Origin of the sequence: Promicromonospora kroppenstedtii DSM 19349, from assembly GCF_000515355.1 — a bacterium.
GTDB classification, from domain to species: Bacteria; Actinomycetota; Actinomycetes; order Actinomycetales; family Cellulomonadaceae; genus Promicromonospora; species Promicromonospora kroppenstedtii.
In genome coordinates this window covers 122,749-143,622 of sequence record NZ_KI911740.1, presented here as the reverse complement: position 1 = coordinate 143,622, position 20,874 = coordinate 122,749, and the positions used below count along the sequence as shown (strand labels likewise).

The window sequence follows — 20,874 nt, the reverse complement described above, 5'->3', positions numbered from 1 at the left end:
ACGGGTTCAGCCCTGGTCGGCGGGCAGCACGGCGACCGGATGGCCGTTCTCCAGCTCGGCCACGCCACCCTCGCTGATCGCACGCAGTGCGGCGATGATCCGGCGCGCGACGAGCGGGCGCATCCGCTCGCGCGCCTCGTCGAGGGTGCACCACGCAGAGGTCCGCAGCTCGTCCTCGGCGAGCCGGATGGTTGCGGTCTGCTGCTCGGTCAGCCGGCCGCCGTCGTACACGAGGACCAAGGCCTCGGTTCGCCCGTCGACGGCTGGTACGTGGTCGACGGCGACGAGGCGGCCCGGGCCAAGGTCCAGACCGAGCTCCTCGCGGACCTCGCGCGCGACGGCGGCCCGGGGCGACTCACCGAGCTCGACGGCGCCGCCCGGGGCCTCCCAGACCTGCTTGTACGTGGGCTCGCACAGGAGCACGCGGCCTGTGTGATCGGTGAACACGAGGGTCGCCGCCATGCGCTTCCGCGGGACGGTGTGGGTGTGCCGCGCTGAGCCGATGTCCTGGGGTTGTTCGTCGGTGGCTATGGTGGCGAAGGTAGACCGTGCCTGGCCGGAGTACTGGCCGGTGAGCCGACGTCAGAAGACTGCCGCCGAGAACCAGTCGAACCCGACCTCGCCGTTGCGCTGGATGAGGATGCTCGCGAACCCCTGGTTCGTCGTCCGGACCCCGACCGGCACCTTGAGGGGGATGGAGCTCTGCCCAACGGTGAGCGCGGCCGGGCTGTTCAGGCCGGTGATGCGCACCGTGCCCGCCGAGAACACCTGGAGGGTGACGTCGACCGTGTGGGTCTGGTTCGGCGGAAACTTGAGCAGGTAGACGATGTGGTACGGGAAGTGCGAGGCGAAGCTCGGGAGCCGGTGGTACGGCGGTTCCGCCTCCGTGCTGATGAGGCAGTCCTGCACGTACATGCCGAGCACCCGTCCGTCCGGCAGGCTCCGCCGGGACTGCCTGGGGGTGAGGCGCCCGATCGGCGTCGCGTCGAGCGCGGCGGCCTCGCCCTCCTCCTCGCCGAAGGTGGCGACGAGGCTCGTCCCGTCCCGTTCGGCCTCGTAGAGGACGTCGCGTACCGGCAGGTCGTCCCCCAGGTCGACCAGCCCGGCCGCCTGGAGCCGTTCGAGGACGGCGCCGTCCGGGCCGGTCGCCGTGATGTCTCTCAGCTGCGTGAGGGGGTCTGTTCCCGAGTGGGTCTCATCAGACATGATCGCTCCTCGTCGAGCGCCGCCCACGGGTGGGTTGCCGCGGGTTACTGACGGTTCGATCGTAAGAGCGGGACGGCGCGGGTTCGCGGTGGCCCGCGTTGTTCACCCCTTGCGGCCGCCCGAGAGGCCCGCGTCTGCAACCGCCCGTTCGAGGGCGTCGACCGACTGGTCGAGGATGTCGCGCAGCAGGCGCGCCTTGTGCAGGGCGTTGCGCGCCTCGGCCGGGGTGTCGGCGTCGAAATCGAGCGTGACGACGCGGCCGCAGTCAGCGATCGACAGACGTGCGCTGACCCGCTTGGCGTCGTCGTCCGGGGTGTATCCGGGCTCGACGGTGAAATCCGCCAGCGCGTACGCGCCCGCGTGGTGGCCGCGGCGGTTGAGGAAGGTGCGGCGGTAGAAGCGTCGGAACGCCATGGGTACCTCGTCTCAGGACAACTCCCGCCTGAGTGGGCGGGGCTGGAACCCGCGGGTGCTTCTCGCCATGTCGGCACTGTAGGTCGGTGGGGTTGGGGTTCGCACTGGAATTCGGCGCCGCCGAACGCACTGAACCTAGGCTGACGGACATGGCGCGCCTCCTCGACGACCCCGCTGCCCTTCGCACAGCTCTGTCGGAAGCCGGCGCGATCCAGCCGGGGTATTCGGGCAGTCTGGAGATCACGCGGATCGGCGCCGAGTTCGGCCTGAGCGGCACGACGGCGAGCGTCCGCCTCGACGACGACGCCTCGCCCGGGCTGGTCGTCAAGCTCGACACCGCGGAGACGATCCGCCGCGAGCAACTCTTCTACACCCGGTACGCCGCGGCGCTCGCTGGCCAGGTCCCCCGCTACCTGGGTTCTGTGCTCGACGACGACGCCGGGCTCCTCGCGCTCGAACTGGTCGCGCCGGCGGAGCAGCTCGACGTGCTCACCGGCTGCGACGACGCGACCGCCGAACGCCTCGTGTCCCTGCTCGCCACGCTGCATGCCGCGACGTGGGTCGCTCCGTCCGACGTCGACCTGCGGTTGCCACGCTGGCGGCGTCGGCCGTACGCGCCGGACGAGTGGACCGCACTCCTCGACACCGCCCGACGCCGGTTCCCGGAGATCATCGACAGTGAGGCGACCGAACGCCTCGCCGGGCTGCCGGGCCGGGTCGCCGGTGCGCTCGACCGGCTCGCTGCCGTCCCGCACGCCTGGATCCACGCCGACGCCCACCTCGACAACGTGCTGCGCCGACCGGGCGGCGGCGTGGTGCTGCTGGACTGGGCGACGTCGTGCGTGGGCCCGCCGCTCGCGGACCTGGCGCAGCTGCTGGCCGGAGGCCTCGTCGACGACCCGTCCACGAGCACGCGCGTGGCGGCCCTGCTCGAGGTCTATGCCGAGACGCTGGGCGCGCATGGGATCGAGACCGACCCCGACGACGTCGCCTCGCTCACGCGCGACGCCGTACTGCCCTGGGTCCAGGGCATGGTCGGCTGGGCGGCGGCGCCGGTCCGCCCGACCGGGCGAACGGACGCGGTGCTCCGTTTCCAGCTCGGCATCGCTGTGGCCTGGAGCTGAGCGGGGCGGCCGTCGTCGGGTCAACCGGTCCGATGGCGGCGCACGGCGGGTAATGCTTCTCTCCACTCATGACACTCGTCGTGATCGGGGCGATCCTCTTCCTGGCCGGCACGGCGGGTGCCTTCATCGCGGGTCGGCCACGGGAGGGCGTCCCGGCCCCGGGCTGGTTCCCGGACCCCGCCTCCCGCGTCGCTCGCCAGCGCTACTGGGACGGCCGGGCCTGGACCGGCGAGACCGCCGACGGCGGCCCGCTCGCCGATCGCGGCCGCCGGTTTCGCAGGAATTTCTGGGGCTCGTGGGTCTGGCACCTGCTGGCGGCCGTCGTCGTCCTGCTGGCCGGGTCGGTCCTGTACCAGTCCTCGGCGAACATCCACGTGATGGGTCTGGCGAGCCTGCTCGGCATGGCCGGCGTCTGCTGGGCCTTCTACGGTTTCGTGAGCCGCCGGCTCGCCCTGCACGACGTCGTCGGCCCCCTCACCATCGTGTCGGTCGTGGTCGGGACCAGCGGCGCCGTGATCCTGATCGCGGCGAACATCAACTCCTGGATCATCGACGGCGCGGGGATCGCGACGGCGACGGCGTGGGTCGGCGTCGTCGAGGAGGGGACCAAGCTCCTGGTCCCGCTGCTGCTGTTCGTCGCGGGCCGCTACCGTGACCCGCGCGCCGGCATCGCGCTGGGCCTGGCCTCGGGCTTCGGCTTCGCGATCACGGAGACCACGCAGTACGCCTACGCCACGGCGACGGCATCGGGCCCAAACTTCTGCGGCACCGGCACCCTGGATTCGACGCCGGCCGCGGTGGTGCAGGAGCAGATCTTCCGGGTGTTCACGGTGTCGCCGCTGCACTGGCTGTGGACCGGCGTCGCTGCCGCGATCGCGTGGCGTCTGTGGCACCTGTACGGACGCCGCGGCATGTGGGGCGCGCTGGGCGGAATCGCGCTGGTGATGGTGGTGCACTCGCTCAACGACAGCTCGGCGACGGCGTTCTGCGACGATCCTGCCGCCAGCACGGTCGCGGTGGTGCTGCGGTGGGTGCTAGTGGTGGTGATGTATGTGGTGTTCCGGGCGTGGGCGCGGAAGTCGGTGCCGCCGCAGCTGGTGGTGGTGGTTGGGCGGGGGTGGGTGCCCCGGCGGTTGCCTGCGGATCGCGGTCGGTAGCGCCGTGCTCCAGCTCAGCGGAGTCGGTACCGCTTGACGTGGGCCTGGATATGAGCTCGGACCGATGCCTGGTCAGCGAGTGGCACTGCCCGCTTGGGCAGCCAGTAGACGAGTGAGGCGAGTCCGTTCGGCACATAGACGTAGTACGCCTCGTTCGTCTCCAGGGCACGCGTGGCGACGTTCCATGTGAAGGACTGGCTGCCGCTGGGGCCCTCGTGGCGGAAACCCTTGCTGTCCAGAACTGCGTGAATGGGTTCGCGGTTCAGCGGCTTGCGCCAGGCGGCTCGGCCGCCGAAGCGCGCGTATCCGAAAGCGAACAGTGTGGCCACGGCGGCAGCCACGGTGAGGGGCACGAGCGTTGTCGCGTCAATGGCGGGTTGGCCGTCGTCATGGACGAGGAAGAAGCCCATCAAGACGGCAACCGCCAGCACAGCAAGCATCCCCCAGGCAAACCCCTTCAGAGTCCGCAACTGGGGCATGGTGCGGAGGAGATCGGCATAGTCCGACTGGGTGGGCGTGAAGTCGTACGCCGCCGCGAAGCTGGTGCTGGCCGTGGTCGGTCGGTAGTCGTCTGGTGTCACGCGGCGCAGCGTAACCATGGAGGGCTGGCCGCTTGGCCAGCGACCGGGGTGAACACGTGGGTGAGGTCTAGGGCTGTGCCGTAAAGCTGCGGCGGGGCCCGACCAGCAATTTAGAAGTTGATCATGTGGTTCGGAGGCGCGGGATCGTTGGAATTCTGCCGGTTTCCAGTCTAGCGGGGGCGGGGCGTGCCTGCTGCGTGCCACTCCGGAGCAGCCGTGGGCGAGAGCAAATCCTAATCGGCTACAACATCATGATCAGCGCGTCGGCTGTCGGGGAGCGACTGGGAATCAAGGCTCACGGTGCACTCCCCGCCGGCGCGGAGGACGGCAGGACCCCGATGTGTCACGTCGCAAAGGACCAGCCGGCCCGCCACTCACTGCGTTAAGTCCGGCGCGCGGAAACGGGCCGGTTCCTCATTTACCACCGCTCAGAGGCCGGCGCCTACAGCGCCGCGCCCGAGAAGCGTTCGGCGCGAATCGCCGCGAGCTTCGTACCGAGGAACCTGCGCGCCCATTCAGCTACAACCCCTTCACCGGCGGAAGCAAGTCCCAGTAGGTGGCCACGGGCTCGACCTGGAGAGCCTTGATTTCGACATCAAGCACCGCCAGCGTCTGCCCGCCGCGGCTCATCAGGCCAGGGGACCGCTCGCTTGTTGTCGACAAGAGAAGGGGGTAGCCGTGCCGGAGGCCGGCACGTATCGCTTCACGGGGTGATCGCGAGAGGTGCACCAGAAGCCTGCCCATTGGCCTCAGTCCTTGCCGACCCTCGATCACTGCTCTCGCCACCGAGATCGTCGTTCCGTGATACCCCTTGGTAGCCGGAGCCAAGACTTGCTCCGATTTAGTTGCTCCTGGAACGGCACGAGAATGGCCGTACCGAGCCCTCACCATGCCGTCTCGGAACTCGAAGCGGGGGTCGGAGAGCGTCGACGCCACGATCGAGATCTCATGTTCCGAAACCCCCTTGCCGATTGCCTCGGAGAGTTCCATGATCGACGCCCAGCCATCGTCGTCAACATCGACTTCCTCTCCGTGGCGAAGGTGGTACGCCATCGACTTACTAATCCGTCGGCGACGGTGCTCCTCAATGACCAGCTCAGCTGTGGTGAGATCCGAGAGTCCCCTGCTGCGACGCCAAGCCTTCAGGACCGACTGGAGCCACAAACGGAGGGAAGCGAACTTGGTATTTACCGCAAGCCAATCGAGCGTGGCCAGAGCGTGCTGCTGACCCCTGACAGATTCTTGGTCCCAGGTGAGCCGGCGGAGACAACGCGCGGCCACGCTCGCCTGGTAGGCGTCCCATGCTCGATCTCGTCGTTCGTCATCGTCCTCACTCACGCCCAGAGCAGCGACGTATCGATCGAACACGGCGCGACGGCTCGTCCAATCGCCATGGCCAAGGACCGGCGAATCGTCGGTTACCTGAGCGAGCTCGTATCCCATCGGCCGCGAACCAACTGCCTCTAAGTCGATTGCAAGGACCCGGCCATCTTCTGTGAGAACCCAGTTGTCCAGATGAGCATCTCTGCGGCGGACGATGTCCACGTGCTCCACGAACGACCACCAGTCTTCAAAAGCACGAAGCGGGTCATCAACTCCAATTGCGCGGAGCCACCAGCCAACCTCCTTTGACTTAAGCTCCTTTCTGACTCCGACACCACTCGCCTGCTCTACTCGATTCATGAATGCTAAGCAGTCGGCGACGCGTTCAAGGAGCGCCGGTCGTTGTGATTCAGGTGCCAGCTCTACCGCGGCGGCAGCTGGCGTGCCCGGCACGAAGCGGCGAACGCTACTCCGTCGGCCTGGCCCTGCCTCGAAGTCCACCAGATGCTCAGTCACCAGAAACTGATCGGCCAGGCCTCCATCGCGGATTGCGTCCTTGAGGTAGTTGATCCGTTCCGCTTCCCGCCGGAGCGCTTCCTCTCGAACCTCTTTGATCGTGAAGTTCTGGCTGACGAGACCGTAGTAGTCGCCGACGGTCTTCACCTCACTTCGCCCGCCAAGAGGGCTTTCGACGAGATCAGCACTTTGCATCACACGACCAGCTGCGATAGCGAACAGTTCCGTCGAAAGCCCGTCCCGTAGCAACTGGGCGTACTCGGCGGTGTCCGCTGGCAAAAGACCCGTCACCTGTGCGGGACCGTGCGCCTCAACGTCTTGTGCCATAAGAAGGACCGGGGCCGGAGCGGTCGGATCCTGAACTGACATCTTGATGAGTACCTCCAGCTGGTGTGAGCGATCCTGCGGACGCTCCAACACCGCTGCCAGGAGCAGCGCGTCCCTTGCACCCAGCAAGACGGACCTCTCATCCTTCAGTCCGGATAGGTGTCGCCCTCCGCCACGGAGCTCAACGACGCGCCGGAGCCTGTCGTGGTCTGCGCCGCTTGCTTCGAGTGCGAGCAAATCGGCGCAAACGCCTCTGGCGAGCAAGTCGCCCGCAAGCGCCCTGCCAATGATCGACTCCGTCAGTTCGACTGCAAGCTCCTTGACGATCCTCGCCGTCCGTTCGGTACGTGCACCGAACGGCAGCCGCAGCCCCACGACGGCATCACCATCCAGCAGATTCAAGTCCTTGTTGGCCTCACTGATCACCGCAGACAGCATGGACGCACGAACCAGGTCATCTGCGTCGGGATCGTGGGAGAAAGCGAGCGCGACACACACCGCAGCTTTCGCCAAGGCACCGACTCGAGCTGCACGTCGTGCGGTCGCCGATGCCAACCTCAGGAAGATGTCACATGAAGCAAGTTGAACGGCCGGATTGCTACGAGAATCGGCCACGCTCATGTACCCGACGGCTCGCTTCATTCCAGCGGCAAGCTGAGCGGCGTCCCGGTCAAGGTCGTAACGCAGAGCTTCGGCCTCGAGCAGGTACGGGACCGCTGTAGCGGGATCGTTGCCCTGTTCAAGCGACCGGAGCAGCGCAGAGATCGCCTCCTCGATGTCTCCTGAGACAGGGTGGTCGAACCGAGCCGCTAGCACCGTCGCGACCCCCAACCGACCGGTGAACTGGTGACGCCGCGGTTCCGGAGTGAGGTCGATGTGTCCGACCACGTCTCGCAGGTATCCACGGGCGACTCGCAGAGCGTGAACGAAGAGTACGGGTCGACGCCAGTTGACCTCGCGAGCGAGGTCATAAACCGCGATTGCGGCTCGTTCACGCGCCGTGTGGAGAGTCTTCAGGTAAGTCATCCCGCCCGGAAGCCGATCGACAACGAGTCGGGCACCAACAGACAGTTTCGCCTCGAACAGGACCGCCTCAGTTACAGACAGCGTCATGTCAAGGCCCCGTTGCCAGTCGGCGACTAGCGACTCCGGAGTCGCGGCGTCGGCGAGTAATGACGCGAATCGGACGCCGTCCATCTCCACCCGCATTGAAGCGTCACTCACAGGCTTTGGCACAATCGCGAGACTGCGAAGAGTAGTGCGAACAGAGTTGTGGGCCTCGTCAGGAAGGACCACTAACATCCTGGAACGACGTCGCGCCAACTCGCCCGGGGTCGGGAAGTGAATGCTCACTCGTCACCCTCGATACCGGGTTTCGACCCACCATCCCTCGGCGCCGACCGCTCGCTGGAGGACTCGCCTGCGCTCGCTCGGCCCGCGAGTCTCTCCTCTTCGAACGTCTTGGTCGCAGCCACCTCAGGCAGCGCTGCCGAGAACTCCAGGTTCTCGACCATCTCGACGAGAACGCGCGGTATGTCCTTCACACGGATTGGGAGGCTTCACCGTAGAAAACGTGACGCCAGCACGTGGGTGAATTGGCCGACAGTTCGGGTCGACGGAGAGTCGGTGGACCGGGCCACGAAGCGCGAGGGTGTACAGATGCACTGTGCTGAGCTCACACCAGCACAGCCGACAAGACGGTGCGACCTCAGCGATGATGAGACGGTACCCGCGGGGCAGCAGCAGGTCATCCGCCACCGCGGGGCGACGCACACATCGGACGACTCACCATCGTGATTACCGTCAAGGCCTCAGCGACCGGTGCTGCTGGTCAGCTCCCTGCGGGCCCGCTCGGCGAATCGCTCGTTGCGTACTGCCTCTCCCAACGGCACCCCAGCCTCTCGTTCGGCATCGATGGCCCGCTGGATCACGGGCAGCAGCTCGTGGACGACCAGCTTCTCCGCGGCCTCCGCGTTCCAGATCACCTTGAGAATCTTGTCGCACTCCTTCGTGGCTGCCCTGCCATTCGCCGGCAGCTGGACTGAACCGACCAGTCTCTGCCGGATCAGCGCCATCAGGTGAAACCGGGTGGGCCGGTAACCGCGATTGAGGCGCTGATTCCGGATCAGCCACTCCAGCCGGTACCAGGTCGCCGCGGCCGTGTAATAAAGGATCGGCGGCTGGCCGGTGACGTAGAGCTCCTTGCCCCGCGCCTTGATCAGATCCTGGAACCGGCCCACGCCGGACGGCTCGTCCAGGAACATCGCCAGGTACGCGCGGCTGAGCTGGGCACGGCTGATGACCCGGGTCTTCTCCACGTCCTTGCGGTCGCTGAATTGTTTCGCGCGACGTTCGTAGAACAGCTGGTGCGGCTTGTCTCGGCCGAGGGTAAAGAAGTCCTCCAGCTCTTTGTGGAAGTCCTGGCGCGCGGCCAGGTCCTCGTCACTGACGGGGGTCTGCTGGTTTGTCGCGGCGACAATACCCTGGATCACGTCCTCGTCCACCGAGTGAACGATGTGGACGCTGACGAAGACGTGGTCCGTGAGCTGATCACGCTCGTGGAACAGGACGTGACAGGTCTGGCATCCATTGACGATCTGGAAGTCGTCCAGCACGAAATCGTCGCCGACCCGGTCCATCTTCCGGGTCACGATGGTGATTCCGTTGTTCATCACGGCGAATCTCTGCCGCTTTTCCGGGTCCCGCAGGGTATCTCTAATACCGCTGTTGACAGGGTTGTATCCCTGGAAGGCACGTACGTTGCTCTCGAACAGGTTCTCACGCAGCTTTCCCGAGCCGTCGTCCAGTATGGTGCGGACCAGTTCGGTTGCCGCAACCAGCCCCACAAACGACTGTTCAACGCCCGGGGCCGCCGGCACAGCGAACTGTTTCGGCACCGGTACGGTGACCCGGACGGTGCTGGTCGCTTGCTTGTACAGCTCGCGCAGATCGCGCCAGTTCACGCAGAGCACGTCAGTCGTCTCGAATCGGTTGAGCCGATCCAGATGCCTCTCGGCCGATCGCGCCTTGCGATGGACCATGTCCGAGACCTGGTCGCCGGTGGTCACATAGCGGACGTGCAGCTGCGGAAGCTGGCCGGCGAGCTGGGCAGAGTTCCCGTAGATGGCGTCCAGGCACCCGCGCAGGTTCTCCACGTCCGCTGACACCTCGTACGGGATGCTCTCGGCCCCACACAGATGACCGAGATTCTCCGCAAGGTCCGAGATCACCTTGGTCTCGAACTTGCTGCTGGTCTTGGCCTGGATGATCACCACCTGCACCTGCGGCCGCCTGCGTTGCTGCATCGCAGCGCGCACCTCCGTCGGGTCCCGGTACAGCTCTCCGTCGATCAGTACCGCGTACGCGTCGATGCCGAGGTCGTTGCTACCGCCGGTGCGGTACGCGTCGGGATTGAAAGGGTCGTTGTAGTAGGAACTGAGCACACAGTAGGCAGCGAACGCCTCGAACGCCTCGGCCTCCGGCAGCTCGGTCAGGTCCTGGTCCTGCTGGAATGCCTCGAGCAGGCTCTGGATTACTTTCTCCACGACAGGTTCCGCCTCTCCACTTCTTGAGCGGGCTTCAGTCTCGTCGAGCACGGTCGATGACCTCTTCGACGGTCAGCGGGCTCGACGGGTGGTAGCTCAGGCAGATGGGGGTGCTGATCTTCTGAAATGCCAGTCCTTCGGCGACGGCGTAGAACTGACCAGTGCCCAGCCGGGAAATGTCCGGCACCGCACTGGATTTCGCGGCCGCCATCTCCTTGGCAGCGGCGATCTGCGGCGGGCTGTTGAGGAACCCGAACAGCTGCGTGGCGGCGTTACCGGTGATCCGGTTGTGGATACCGCGTGGCGCCTGCGTCGCGAACACCAGGCCGAGTCCGTACTTGCGTGCCTGCGAGGCCAGCGCGAGGGTGCTGTGGGTGCTCGCGGTCAGTGAACCGGACGGAGCGATCGTCTGTGCTTCGTCCATGACCAGTAGTCCACCGAGCGGTCGGTCTCCGGCGGGGTGCCGCTTGATCCAGGCAAACAAAGCCATCTGGAGCTGGTTGACAAAACTCTGCCGTTGCTCCTCGGTAGGCAGGCCGACCAGGCTAATCACCGAGATCCGGGCGCGTTTGCCGACTGCCGGGGTGAGCAGCACGCTGGGGTCCACCGGTTCACCGACCCCGCCGAACAACGGATCGTTGATCATGGCTGCGCGCAAGGTCTGCGCCATGTCCGCGGCCATCTCGCGCGCTTTGGCCAGTCGTGTCACCCCATCGGGCAGGTCACCAAGCAGGTCCAGAAAGTGGCTGAGCCCGCCGCCGCTCCTGCGTGCGAAGTACTGCAGCGCCTGGTTGAGAACGGCACGAGACCGTTCGGCCTTAGCGGTCGCGCCGTCGGCGCGGGCACGTGGTGCGAGCATGGCGACGGCCGTGTCGACGGCTTGGCGGAACTCGTCCTGGTCGTCGGCGACCGCAGCGAAGTCAGGCAGTGGACGGAACGCCAGCGGCCGACCGGATTCCCGGCGGGGAGTCCAGACCACGACATCGGTGTTGCGAAGGTAGTCGTCGGCACGCGCCGCGTCGTGGGGTCCCCAGGCATCCGGCGGCTGTGGCCACGGGTCACCGAGACGCGCCAGGTCATTGTTGGGATCGAGCACGATCGCGGACACGCCACGCAGCGCGCACTCCTCGACCAGCCGACGGATCAGCACCGTCTTACCCGATCCGGATCCGGCGAAGATCGCAGTGTGCTTCCGCAACGACGCCAGGGTGATCGTCACAGGTGTGCCAGTGTCGATCCGGACACCCACGTGCAGCATCACCGGGTCCGCTGCCGCCTGGCCCGGAGCAGCCGCCACCGGGTCGGCGGTGTCGTAGTCGGCGATCGGCCAGGATGCCTCGGACGGTTGCGGCGTGGGTGCCGATCCGGGTTCAGGACGCGGCGGTTCTGCGTCGTCCTGTGGGTCGCCGAACACTGCGCGCAGGAGGGCGGTGCGTCCGGCCGGACGGCGGCTGCGCAACCATGCACTGAACCGGGCTGGTGGCTGGGTACCGGCGAGTCGCTCCAAGGACGCGAACGTGCGCAGTCCGGTCTCCAACGTCTCCCTCGACAGCTCGATCACGACCCCGCCGGCCGCCTCGAACTCCTGAACCTTCTGCCGGGTCTTGTGGCCGCTCGACCAATCACCGGTGCGCAAGAGATAGGCCTTGCGTTTCGGCGCCGACAGGTCCAGCCCTGTGGCGTTCAGGACTCGGTCGATACGGTTGATGACAGCTCTCCCGTCCCGCCACGCGATCGCTCGGAACGACCAGAAGATCTTGTCCTCGGTACCCTCGTCCACGGTCCGTTGCAGTTCGGCGTGCAGGGCAGGATTACCAGCGGCCATCGTCGCCGGGGGCAGCTCGTACTGAGAGCGCTCCTCGCCCTGTTCGGCAGTCCACCACGTCAAGGCGGAACGCATGAGATCCGGCATGCACCGATCCTCCTGGCGCGGGTCCAGCGCCCTGGCGATATCCGCGACCACGCCGGCATCGTTCACCAGGTCGCTCAGCTGCCGGTCGATCTCGGTGAACTCACTGTTGTCGACAGGCAGCTGCACGGCCCCCGGCCGTGGCGCCGGTGTCTCTGCACCGCTCGGCTCGGCGAGGCTGGTCAGCTCGATGACTTCGTCCGCGTCCAGGCACGCCCGGACGTGGGTGTCGATCTGACGGATGAGGCCGCGAGCGGTGAACCGGACCGCGTCGGCGAACGCCTCCGGCCGCACCGGCCAGCTCGGATAGGGCGGGGTGAATCCGACCTTGCGAAACTTGAGCGCGAACCGCCTCTCGATGAGCGCCTGCCCGACCGCCGCCGTCGGGATGGTGTCCAGCTGCTCGGCGCGGCGGAAGCGTTGCTCGACGGAGCCTGGCGCATAGTCCGCGATTCCTTGCCAAATCGGATCCATACAGGCAACGAGCACCAATGACCGGCGAGTGACCTCGCGCAGTTCCATGAGGCCGCTGCCAACGTCCTCGAACGACTCTCTCCTGGGCAGTCCCATCGAGTCGGGTATCGAATTGGGTGCGGCGTCGGGCCCCTCGACCGCAGCACTGTCGGTCGCTCGGTCCGATTGCCTGATCAGCGTGTCGATTTGGTCCAGGGCAATCACGCTCGGCCCGGTGAGTGCGATCAGCTTGAAGAGTTCACCTACCGTCTCGTGCGGCTTCCTGGAGGCAGCGCGAATACCCCACTCGGCACGTTCGCCGACCACCGACTCGTCTTCCGCCGACAGATAGGCGGTGGCGACCTCCCTGGCCGCCATCGAACTGCTCGCCAGCAGCGCCACGGCCCGTAGAGTGTGTCCGCATTCGAAGGCGAGCTGCCGATCAAACTGGTCCAGCGCCTCGACGATGCCGTCGAGGCCCGACCGGGTCGGCTTGTCATGTCCCATGAGCTGCCGGTGCAAAGGTTCGGGCAGGTCGAGTTTCCGCGAGAGCCCCAGCCGCAGGGTCTGGCCCTGTTCGACTCCGTTGGTACCGGGCCGGAGCAGGCCACTGAGCAGGTCATGCACGACCCTCTGCCAAAAGGCCCGCTCGTGGCGCAGGTCGAGGGCGAAGAAGTAACCGCCCGCCGCGCTGACCCGCGACCGCACACTCGCGACGAGATGGGTCTTGCCTGACCCTGGCCGTCCGGTGACTACCACGCCAAGAGGGCTCTCGGCGGCACTGGCCTTAGCGGCGTCGAAGCCGGCCATGACCGTGCGTAACGCCTGACCGTTGAGGCCGGCAATGTGTGGCTTCGGCTCCTCCCACACGCCGTCCTTGCCGAGCGCCCAGTTGATCGCGGTCAGTTCGGCCAGTGCGTCGCGTTCGATCTCCTTCATGGGCGTCCGATAGAGATCAGGTGCACATCCTCGCCGCCCGTGTGCAGCGCGGCTGCCCTGTCTGCCTGGGTCAGCGTCTTCTGGTTGAACTCAGGATTGAGCCGCACCTCCGGTTCCAAGACCAGACGCAGAAGGGCTGCGTCCAGGTCGGCACGCGGCAGGTCGGCGACGGCGTGCCGGAGCCGCGTAAGGCTGACCCAGGAGCCGGGCGCGGCAGCCAGCGCGGCATACGCGTCACGGATTCGATCCGTGATGTCAACGGCAGGCACAGCCGGCTCGTCGTCCAGGACGAAAACGTCCGCCACCCGTAGATCGGACCGCGCCATGAAGGCCGCAAACCGACGGGTCAGCGCGTACTGCAGCCGCGTTGCCCGTGCCGCGCCCTTCGGCGTGGCACTGCCCAGCTCGTCCCCGCAGCGCCGCCAACCCTCGTCGGTGAGCTCGTGCATCCATGCCCGGTAGCGACCCGTCTGCCATGCCCTGATGTAACCGAGCTCGACCAGGCGTTCCCGAGCCCTCCTGTCGATCGTGATACCCAGCTCGTCGGCGAGCCCGGCGTTGGACGTTTCCCGGGTCAGCGTCATCAGCGCGAGCAGCGCCGAACGTTCCGGCAGGTTAAGCTGAGTGTCCGCCATGTCGCAAACGTACCTGGATTCCGACATGAGGGGCAGTGCCGTTGCAGGCACCGGTGCAACTCACCCGGCTAGCGAGAGCCGCGCTCGGTCAGCTTGAGAGTGAGCCCTAGCGCTCGCGCGATCTTGCCGATGGTCGCGGTACTGACATCGCTGTCGGCCTCGACGCGTGCGATCGTCGGCCGCGACAGGCCTGCAGCCTGCCCGAGCTCCACCTGTGACCATCCCCGCTTCTTCCGGGCCTCGCGGATGATCTCGCCGAAGAGAGGACGACCGGACTCTGTGCTCACGACCCCGACGCCTCTGGCTTGCCCCCGGACGGCTGGTCGCGATGGTGCTGGGAGTGGAGCGCGTCCGCCGCGATGTTCGCGATCTCAGCAATGAACGCGGGATCGGTCATGTAGGACTGGATCTCCTGGGACTCCTGACAGGTCTTCAGGACCGCCAGGCCGACGGCACTGCTGAAGCCCTCGGACGCCTTGAGCTGGGCCACGGTGTTGTTCTGTGCCATCGCCACCGCCTCCTCGTTGGCGTCCAAGAAGCCCCAGAAGGTCGTAATGAAGCCCGATACGCTCTCGGGACTCATGTCGACGCCCTGGGCCTTGAACATCTCGTTGACGCGATCGATGGCCTCGTCCAGGGGACCGCGCTCCGGTGTACCCGCGGAGCCACGGCGCTCCCCGTCGAACTCCGGCAGCTTGATCCCCTCGGTGCTGCCCTGGATCAACGAGTGGTCCTCGTTGATCGCCGACGGCACCAGCTTCACGCCGGAGAGTTGCACGCCCTCCAAGTAGCTGTCGTCGCCTTCGGCGCCCTCCGCGTGCAGGTTACGCACCAGGAGCGTTGCGAGGATCGCGCGGCGGTGAAGGTCGGGGTCTTGGTAGTCGACGATCTGGCTCAGGAACTGCCATGCGTTGCGGTAGGCGAGCACGTCGGCACGGAACTGCTCCAGCTCCTCCCTGAGCTTCTTGTCCTTTGTCAGCCGCGCCTGCCTCCACTGAGTGGCCCAGCTGACCTTGACCGGCGCGAGTGCCTTGGCGATCGCCTCTCCGCCCGCGTCAGCGAGGAAGGCGTCGGCGACGGCGTCCATGTCGCCCTGACCGTAAAGCCCGGCGGTGTCCATCCGCTCCCCGAGCGTGTACAGCGCGTTGGGGTCGACGTCGCCCTCGACGTGGGCGTCGGAGTAGTAGAGCGCGAAGTCCTTCTGGACGCTGGCGGGCGTGTTGCGGAAGTCGACGACCATCGGCGCGGTCTTGCCCGGGTAGATGCGGTTCAGCCTCGAGAGGGTCTGGACGGTGGCGACGCCGGTGAGCTTCTTGTCGACGTACATCGCCATCAGCCGCGGCTCGTCGAAGCCGGTCTGGAACTTGTTGGCCACGATGAGGACCTTGTAGATCCCCTCCTCGCGGAACGCGTTGGCAACATCGCCGAGCTCGTTGACGGAGATCTCGGTGACGTCCTCGCCGGACTGGTCCTTAAGACTGCCGGAGAACGCCACGAGCGTGCTCATGTCGTGATAGCCCTGCGCGGCGATGTACTCGTCCATCTTCCGCGACCAGTTAAGCGCCTCCAGCCGCGAGCTGGTCACGACCATCGCCTTCGCCTCTCCACCGAGCATTCCCATGACGTTGCGCCGGAAGTGCTCGATGACGACACGGACCTTCTGCGCGATCGCGGTCGGGTGGAGACGGGCGTACCTGACAATGTTGGAGACGGCCTCGCCGGTGTTGACCTGGATCTCGGTCTCGTCCTCGTTGTCCAGGATGTTCTTCACCCGCAGGAACATGTCGTAGGTCGAGTAGTTGGTCAACACGTCGAGAATGAAGTCCTCCTCGATCGCCTGCGCCATCGTGTATGTGTCGAACGCCTCCCAGCGGCCGTCCCGCTCAGTACCGAACAGGCGCAGCGTCTTCGCCTTGGGTGTCGCGGTCAATGCGACGAACGTGATGTTCGCGGCCTTCGCGATCGCTGAGTCCTTGGCCTCCAAGAGATCGTCGGCGCTGATATCCTCGCCCGGATCGAGTTCGACGTCGACCAGCAGCTCCTTCAGCTGGCGCGCGGCTGAGCCGGACTGCGAGGAGTGCGCCTCGTCGGCGACGACGGCCCATCGTCGGCCGCGGAGTTCCTCGGTGTCCTCGATCAGTTTCATGACCTCCGGGAAGGTCTGCAGGGTGCAGGTGACGATGTGGTCGCCCTCGAGCAGCGCCTTCTTCAGTTGCGGGGACTTCGCCTGCGACTTTTTCTCCCCCACCGTGACGACGAGCCCCTTGCTGGACTGCACCAGGTGCATGTCGTGACGGATATTCTCGTCGAGCACGGTCCGGTCGGTGACGACGATGACCGAGTCGAACGTCGACTTCGAGTCCGCGCCCATGTGCCGGATCAGCCGGTGGCTGAGCCAGGCGATTGTCTTGGTCTTGCCGGAGCCGGCCGAGTGCCAGATCAGGTACCGCTTGCCGGTGCCGCTGGCCTCGATGTCGGCGACGATGCGCTCGACGGCGCGCAATTGATGGAAGCGCGGGAAGACCAGCCGCCCGCCGTCCTTCTTCCCCGACTTGCTCGGCTCGAAGAGTGCGAAGTCCTTCAGGATCCGCATGAACATCGGGCGGGCCAGGATCTCGCGCCACAAATAGTTGGTCGAAGAGCCGCTCGCGGAAGGCGGGTTGCCCTCGTGGCCCTCGTTGCCCTGGTTGAAGGGCAGGAAGATCGTGTCCCCACCCTGGAGCTTCGTGGTCATGTAGACGAGGTCGTTGGAGACTGCGAAGTGGACCAGCGCCCGGCCCGGTGCCAGCAGCGGACGGGTTCTGCCGGGCTTGCGGTCCTCGCGGTACTGGCGGATCGCGTGCTGGACGGTCTGGGTGTTGTCGGTCTTCAGCTCCATCGTCACCACGGGGAGGCCGTTGGCTGTGAGGACGACGTCGAGCTCCTCGCCGGTGGTCGTGTCGAACCGGACCTGGCGAAGGACTCGCAGCCGCACCGCATCAGCAGCCTCCACGACCTCGGTGAGGTTCGGGTTAGCTGGCGGGAACTCCATCATCGGACCGAACTTGGCAGCGGGGCGCCCCACCTGGGCGTAGGTAAAGCCCTTGCGAAGCACACCGAGGAGTCCTCCGACCGGGTGCCCGGTGGTGGCGTCCATCTTGGTCGCCTTCGCGAGCTCCTTGGTGATGTGCAGCAGCAACTTCTTCTCGGCGTCGTCCCTTTGGCCGTTGCCCAGGTCGGCCGGCACGGCCTTCTCGTACTCGTCTGGGTATTGGGTGCTCAGCCATCGCAGGACATCTCCGGGGACCATGGCCAGGCCAATGTCCCAGCCGGTCGGCTTGCCGTCGTTCTCGTAGAGCCAGCCGCGCTCGGACAGCTCCTTACAGAGGTTCGTCTCGAACTCGAGCTCCATCAGTTGCGCGTGGCTCATGCGGCTACCCCTTGCTCGATCAAGACGTTCGTGATCAGTGCCCCTCGCCGTTCGATCAGCAGCTGGCGAAGCGTCGAGACCTTCTCCAGCATGCGATCGACGCTGGCGGACACCTCGTCAAGATGACCACCAATCCGCCGTTGCTCCTCCATCGGCGGCATCGGCACCGGCATCATGTCGAGCGCAGTCTTAGTGACTCGCTGAGCGTTCGGACGGACGCCGGTGCCGATCGTCCCGAAGTAGTCGACGTAGCGAGGACTACGCAGCAAGTGATGCACGTAGCGCGGATAGAACCTTGGTGAGATCGAGAAGGCCTTGTAGTCGGGGCTGATGTAGCCGGTCAGTGACGAGACTCCGAGGCCACCGTGGTTCAGCCACATCATGTTGGCGGCCAGCTGGTCCGGTCGAACAACCCTGTAGTTCGACACGTCTGACGACGCCTGCTGACCGTCGGTCCGGGTGTTGATCTCGACGCCCCGATACTCGGAGATTGAGAGCAGCGGGCCGGGTGGGTCGTCGCCGTTCCGCTCGGTGCTCTCGAAGAAGTCGTAGCCGAACTTCGTGCGTTCCCAGTGCTCGGGGATCCCATCCAGCGGGGAGTGCGCGTCCTGCCTGTGGCCGGCGTGATCGTCTGTGAGCCCGAACACCGCCGCAGTGTCCGTGGTCCGTTGCCGAAGAGCCTCCGCTAGCGCCTCAAGTGTTGTGATCATGCTATCGACCTTCTCGAGGCTGCTTGCGATCTCGCGCTGGGTGTCGATGTCGGGCAGGAAGACCCGCATCGAATCGAGCATCTCTGGCTGCAGATCCCACTGATTCGGCCGGATGCCCTTCGAGATGCTGGCGTAGTACCCGACGTGATGCATCGACCGCAACGTGTAGTGAAGGAACCGCGGATCGTCGTCCGTCTGCGGCTTGTAGACGAAGTACGCCGGAGAGACGATGCCGCGGAGAGCGGAGACGCCCAACGACCCCTGCCACGTCTTCATCTTGTTCAGAACGAGATCGCCAGGTTCGACGAGCTGGTACGCAGACATGTCCTCGCCCGCACGGTTCCAGTTGTCACTGCGGTCCGACTTCCTGATGACGCCGTAGTCGCGGTACACCGACAAGAGCTCCTCGGCAGGGAAGCCGGTCTTCTTGCCACGCCGATACAGGCACCAGAACGGCACCGACCTCCAGCTCGCTGCCGACCTCATGACTCGTGCACTTCCGCAAACATGGCGGCAAGGTCACGCATGATGCGTGCGACGTCAGCATCGATCTCGGCCAGAGGACGCGGTTCGGTGGGCACGTAAAAGAACCGCTTGAACGGGATCTCGTTGCCGTGCTTGGCCTTTGTCGCGTCCCAGCGGGCGTCCGGAGCGAACGGCAGCAGTTCGCGCTCCATGTGCTCGGCAACGTCCTCGGTCATCGGAATGCGCTCAGTGAGCTTCCACCCATCGGCGACTACCGGCCGTCCTCTGCGATCGACCGAGAGAGGCTCTGACTCATCGGGCACGGCCATCGCAGCCATGACCGCGTCGACCAGGCCCATCGGTGCTTTCAAGCCCGCCGCCTTCGCCGCCGCCGGGAGAGACTGCGGCAGGTCGTTCCACGCGGTGCCGTCGAGTGACTTCAGCACATCCACGTGACCTTCGACGAAGTCCTTGCGACCTCGGAGGACCTCAACGGCCTCATCGCTGAAGCGAGTAGCCAGCCGCGCCTGCTTGAACACCGGCACATCGCGGAACATAAAGTCCTCAGGAGTAAGGACCCGGGAGATCGCTGGGTCGGCGTGCTCGAAGGCCTCGTAAGCCTTGAGCAGGATCTCGCGGTGGCGCTGCTCCATCTCGCGACGCTTCTCGCCCATGGGCCTGCGGAGCAGCTCCCACTGCCCCGAGCCGTCGATGAGCTGGATCTTGCCCTTTCGCTCAGGGGCCTTGTTCGTGTCCAGGAACCAAACGTACGTCGCGATCCCGGTGCCGTAGAACATATCAGCGGGCAGGGCGACGATCGCGTCGATGAGGTCATCCTCGAGCAGCCACTGACGGATCGCACTGGGGCCGTTGTCAGCTGCGAACAACGGTGAGGCGTTGGAAACAACCGCGGCCCGGCCACCCTGACCGTTCCTCGATGCGGGGGTCAGCTTTGATGCGCAGTGCGCCAGGAAGAGCATCTGGCCGTCAGCGGTGCTCGGCAGGCCGTGGCTGAAGCGCGAGCCCGGCACCTTGGCCTGGTCCCGCACCGTCTTCTCGTCCGCCGACCAGTCAGTGCCGAAAGGCGGATTCGACAGTACGTAGTCGAACGTCTGGCCCTCGTAGAGGTCCTCGACGAGCGTGTTGCCCTGCTTGATCGCGTCCGGCCGGCCGCCCTGGATCAGGAGATCGGCCTTGCCGAGGCCGAAGGCTGAGGGCATCAGTTCCTGGCCGTACAGGGTGACGTCGATCTTCTCGTTCATCCGTCGCAGGGCCTCTTGCGCCACCAGCAGCATGCCGCCAGAGCCGGCGGTAGGGTCGTAGATCGAGCGCAGCGCGCTGTCTCCGGCGAGGGTTTCGTCGTCGTTGGTGATCAGGATGTCGACCATCAGCTTGATCGCGTCGCGCGGGGTATAGAAGTTGCCGGCAGCCTTTCCCTTCTTGTTGAAGGCGCGGTACATGACGTCCTCGAAGACGTCGCCCATGGCGGTATTGGCGAGGCGACCAGGAGCCAGGTCGATGGTCGAGAAGTGCTTGACCACCGCGTGCAGGCGGTTGGAGTCAGCCAGGACCTGAGCACGCCGATTGAAGTCGAAGGCTACCCAGATGTCAGCGATGTTGTGGGAGAAGCCGTCGATGTAGGACTTCAGTGATTTCGCGACGTTGTCATCGACGGACGCGATCGTCTTCAGGTCGAGCGGCGAGGTGTTGTAGAAGCTGAGCTTGAACCTGTCCTTGACCGCGATGTCGATCAGATGGGGCGGCATCCCACCTAGCGCGGCCACGAACTTGGTGACTTCGTCCTTGGAGCTCGCCAGCATGCACTCCAGCCGGCGTAGGACCGTGAACGGCAGGATGTAGTCGCCGTAGTCCTCCTCGTCGACCACGTTGCGCAGGAACTTGTCCGCTGTATCCCAGACGATTCGTGCCGTCGTCGCCGTGCTCGCTGCCGTGGGTTCTGCCATGTTCACCTTGATCCTAGATCTCCGCGCCTGTGTATCAGGAACATTACATGCCCCATCCCGTTCGAGGGCGTCAGTGGGTCTGAAGACACCGGCCGCTGGGGCCGCGGGTCCGGTCCTGGCACCGGCAGACGGCGACCAAGTGCAGGTAGACGCCCAAGGTCGCTTCAACCGCTCCAACTGGACCCGGCGGCGGGTCT

General features: G+C 65.8%; 15 protein-coding genes. 2 read left to right on the top strand and 13 right to left on the bottom strand.

Annotated elements, in window-relative coordinates; all coding sequences use genetic code 11:
• Positions 1-6 precede the first annotated feature (6 nt).
• The 3 genes from PROKR_RS23095 to PROKR_RS23085 all read right to left on the bottom strand — a co-directional run bounded on the left by PROKR_RS23095 (position 7) and on the right by PROKR_RS23085 (position 1,620).
• Entirely contained in the window at positions 7-462 is a 456-nt protein-coding gene (locus PROKR_RS23095) for an NUDIX domain-containing protein (RefSeq protein ID WP_036968045.1), read from the bottom strand.
• Between the two features lie 120 nt (positions 463-582).
• Positions 583-1,206: a hypothetical protein gene (locus PROKR_RS23090; RefSeq protein WP_036968042.1), complete on the bottom strand. Its 624-nt coding sequence runs from the start codon at positions 1,204-1,206 to the stop codon at positions 583-585.
• A gap of 102 nt (positions 1,207-1,308) precedes the next feature.
• Positions 1,309-1,620 (bottom strand): hypothetical protein, encoded by a 312-nt coding sequence (locus PROKR_RS23085; RefSeq protein ID WP_036968039.1) that lies wholly within the window; start codon positions 1,618-1,620, stop codon positions 1,309-1,311.
• 149 nt (positions 1,621-1,769) lie between these two features.
• Between PROKR_RS23085 and PROKR_RS23080 the strand changes: the two genes are divergently transcribed.
• Both PROKR_RS23080 and PROKR_RS23075 read left to right on the top strand, forming a co-directional pair.
• Complete coding sequence (locus PROKR_RS23080) at positions 1,770-2,744, top strand: phosphotransferase family protein (RefSeq protein ID WP_036968036.1); 975 nt, start codon at positions 1,770-1,772, stop codon at positions 2,742-2,744.
• 68 nt (positions 2,745-2,812) lie between these two features.
• Positions 2,813-3,901 (top strand): PrsW family glutamic-type intramembrane protease, encoded by a 1,089-nt coding sequence (locus tag PROKR_RS23075; RefSeq protein ID WP_036968034.1) that lies wholly within the window; start codon positions 2,813-2,815, stop codon positions 3,899-3,901.
• A gap of 14 nt (positions 3,902-3,915) precedes the next feature.
• On the opposite strand, the gene PROKR_RS23070 is transcribed toward PROKR_RS23075, so the two are convergent.
• The 10 genes from PROKR_RS23070 to PROKR_RS23020 form a co-directional block, all read right to left on the bottom strand.
• Positions 3,916-4,482: a YcxB family protein gene (locus tag PROKR_RS23070; RefSeq protein WP_036968031.1), complete on the bottom strand. Its 567-nt coding sequence runs from the start codon at positions 4,480-4,482 to the stop codon at positions 3,916-3,918.
• Between the two features lie 519 nt (positions 4,483-5,001).
• Positions 5,002-7,884 (bottom strand): RNA 2'-phosphotransferase, encoded by a 2,883-nt coding sequence (locus PROKR_RS23065; protein ID WP_169736532.1) that lies wholly within the window; start codon positions 7,882-7,884, stop codon positions 5,002-5,004.
• A 113-nt stretch (positions 7,885-7,997) separates the two neighbouring features.
• Entirely contained in the window at positions 7,998-8,192 is a 195-nt protein-coding gene (locus PROKR_RS23055; RefSeq protein ID WP_036968021.1) for a hypothetical protein, read from the bottom strand.
• A 267-nt stretch (positions 8,193-8,459) separates the two neighbouring features.
• Positions 8,460-10,244: an AIPR family protein gene (locus tag PROKR_RS23050; protein WP_211240211.1), complete on the bottom strand. Its 1,785-nt coding sequence runs from the start codon at positions 10,242-10,244 to the stop codon at positions 8,460-8,462.
• On the bottom strand, positions 10,228-13,494 hold the full coding sequence (locus tag PROKR_RS23045; protein WP_036968015.1) for an ATP-binding protein: 3,267 nt from the start codon (positions 13,492-13,494) through the stop codon (positions 10,228-10,230). Before PROKR_RS23045 ends, PROKR_RS23050 begins: the two co-directional genes overlap by 17 nt.
• Positions 13,491-14,129, bottom strand: coding sequence for a hypothetical protein (locus tag PROKR_RS23040; protein WP_036968223.1), 639 nt, complete (start codon positions 14,127-14,129; stop codon positions 13,491-13,493). Before PROKR_RS23040 ends, PROKR_RS23045 begins: the two co-directional genes overlap by 4 nt.
• Before the next feature lie 68 nt (positions 14,130-14,197).
• Positions 14,198-14,416 (bottom strand): helix-turn-helix transcriptional regulator, encoded by a 219-nt coding sequence (locus PROKR_RS23035; RefSeq protein WP_036968013.1) that lies wholly within the window; start codon positions 14,414-14,416, stop codon positions 14,198-14,200.
• Entirely contained in the window at positions 14,413-17,538 is a 3,126-nt protein-coding gene (locus tag PROKR_RS23030; protein WP_036968010.1) for a type I restriction endonuclease subunit R, read from the bottom strand. Before PROKR_RS23030 ends, PROKR_RS23035 begins: the two co-directional genes overlap by 4 nt.
• Positions 17,535-18,641: a restriction endonuclease subunit S gene (locus PROKR_RS37035; protein ID WP_211240210.1), complete on the bottom strand. Its 1,107-nt coding sequence runs from the start codon at positions 18,639-18,641 to the stop codon at positions 17,535-17,537. Before PROKR_RS37035 ends, PROKR_RS23030 begins: the two co-directional genes overlap by 4 nt.
• An 89-nt stretch (positions 18,642-18,730) precedes the next feature.
• Positions 18,731-20,677: a type I restriction-modification system subunit M gene (locus PROKR_RS23020; protein WP_051433267.1), complete on the bottom strand. Its 1,947-nt coding sequence runs from the start codon at positions 20,675-20,677 to the stop codon at positions 18,731-18,733.
• Between the last annotated feature and the right edge of the window lie 197 nt (positions 20,678-20,874).

Bases quoted from the DNA above. Each gene is read 5' to 3' on its own strand.
- PROKR_RS23075 (WP_036968034.1), top strand. From the start codon at position 2,813: ATGACACTCGTCGTGATCGGGGCGATCCTCTTCCTGGCCGGCACGGCG.
- PROKR_RS23095 (WP_036968045.1), bottom strand. From the start codon at position 462: ATGGCGGCGACCCTCGTGTTCACCGATCACACAGGCCGCGTGCTCCTG.
- PROKR_RS23020 (WP_051433267.1), bottom strand. From the start codon at position 20,677: ATGGCAGAACCCACGGCAGCGAGCACGGCGACGACGGCACGAATCGTC.
- PROKR_RS23040 (WP_036968223.1), bottom strand. From the start codon at position 14,129: ATGGCGGACACTCAGCTTAACCTGCCGGAACGTTCGGCGCTGCTCGCG.
- PROKR_RS23080 (WP_036968036.1), top strand. From the start codon at position 1,770: ATGGCGCGCCTCCTCGACGACCCCGCTGCCCTTCGCACAGCTCTGTCG.
- PROKR_RS23085 (WP_036968039.1), bottom strand. From the start codon at position 1,620: ATGGCGTTCCGACGCTTCTACCGCCGCACCTTCCTCAACCGCCGCGGC.
- PROKR_RS23030 (WP_036968010.1), bottom strand. From the start codon at position 17,538: ATGAGCCACGCGCAACTGATGGAGCTCGAGTTCGAGACGAACCTCTGT.
- PROKR_RS23045 (WP_036968015.1), bottom strand. From the start codon at position 13,494: ATGAAGGAGATCGAACGCGACGCACTGGCCGAACTGACCGCGATCAAC.
- PROKR_RS23090 (WP_036968042.1), bottom strand. From the start codon at position 1,206: ATGTCTGATGAGACCCACTCGGGAACAGACCCCCTCACGCAGCTGAGA.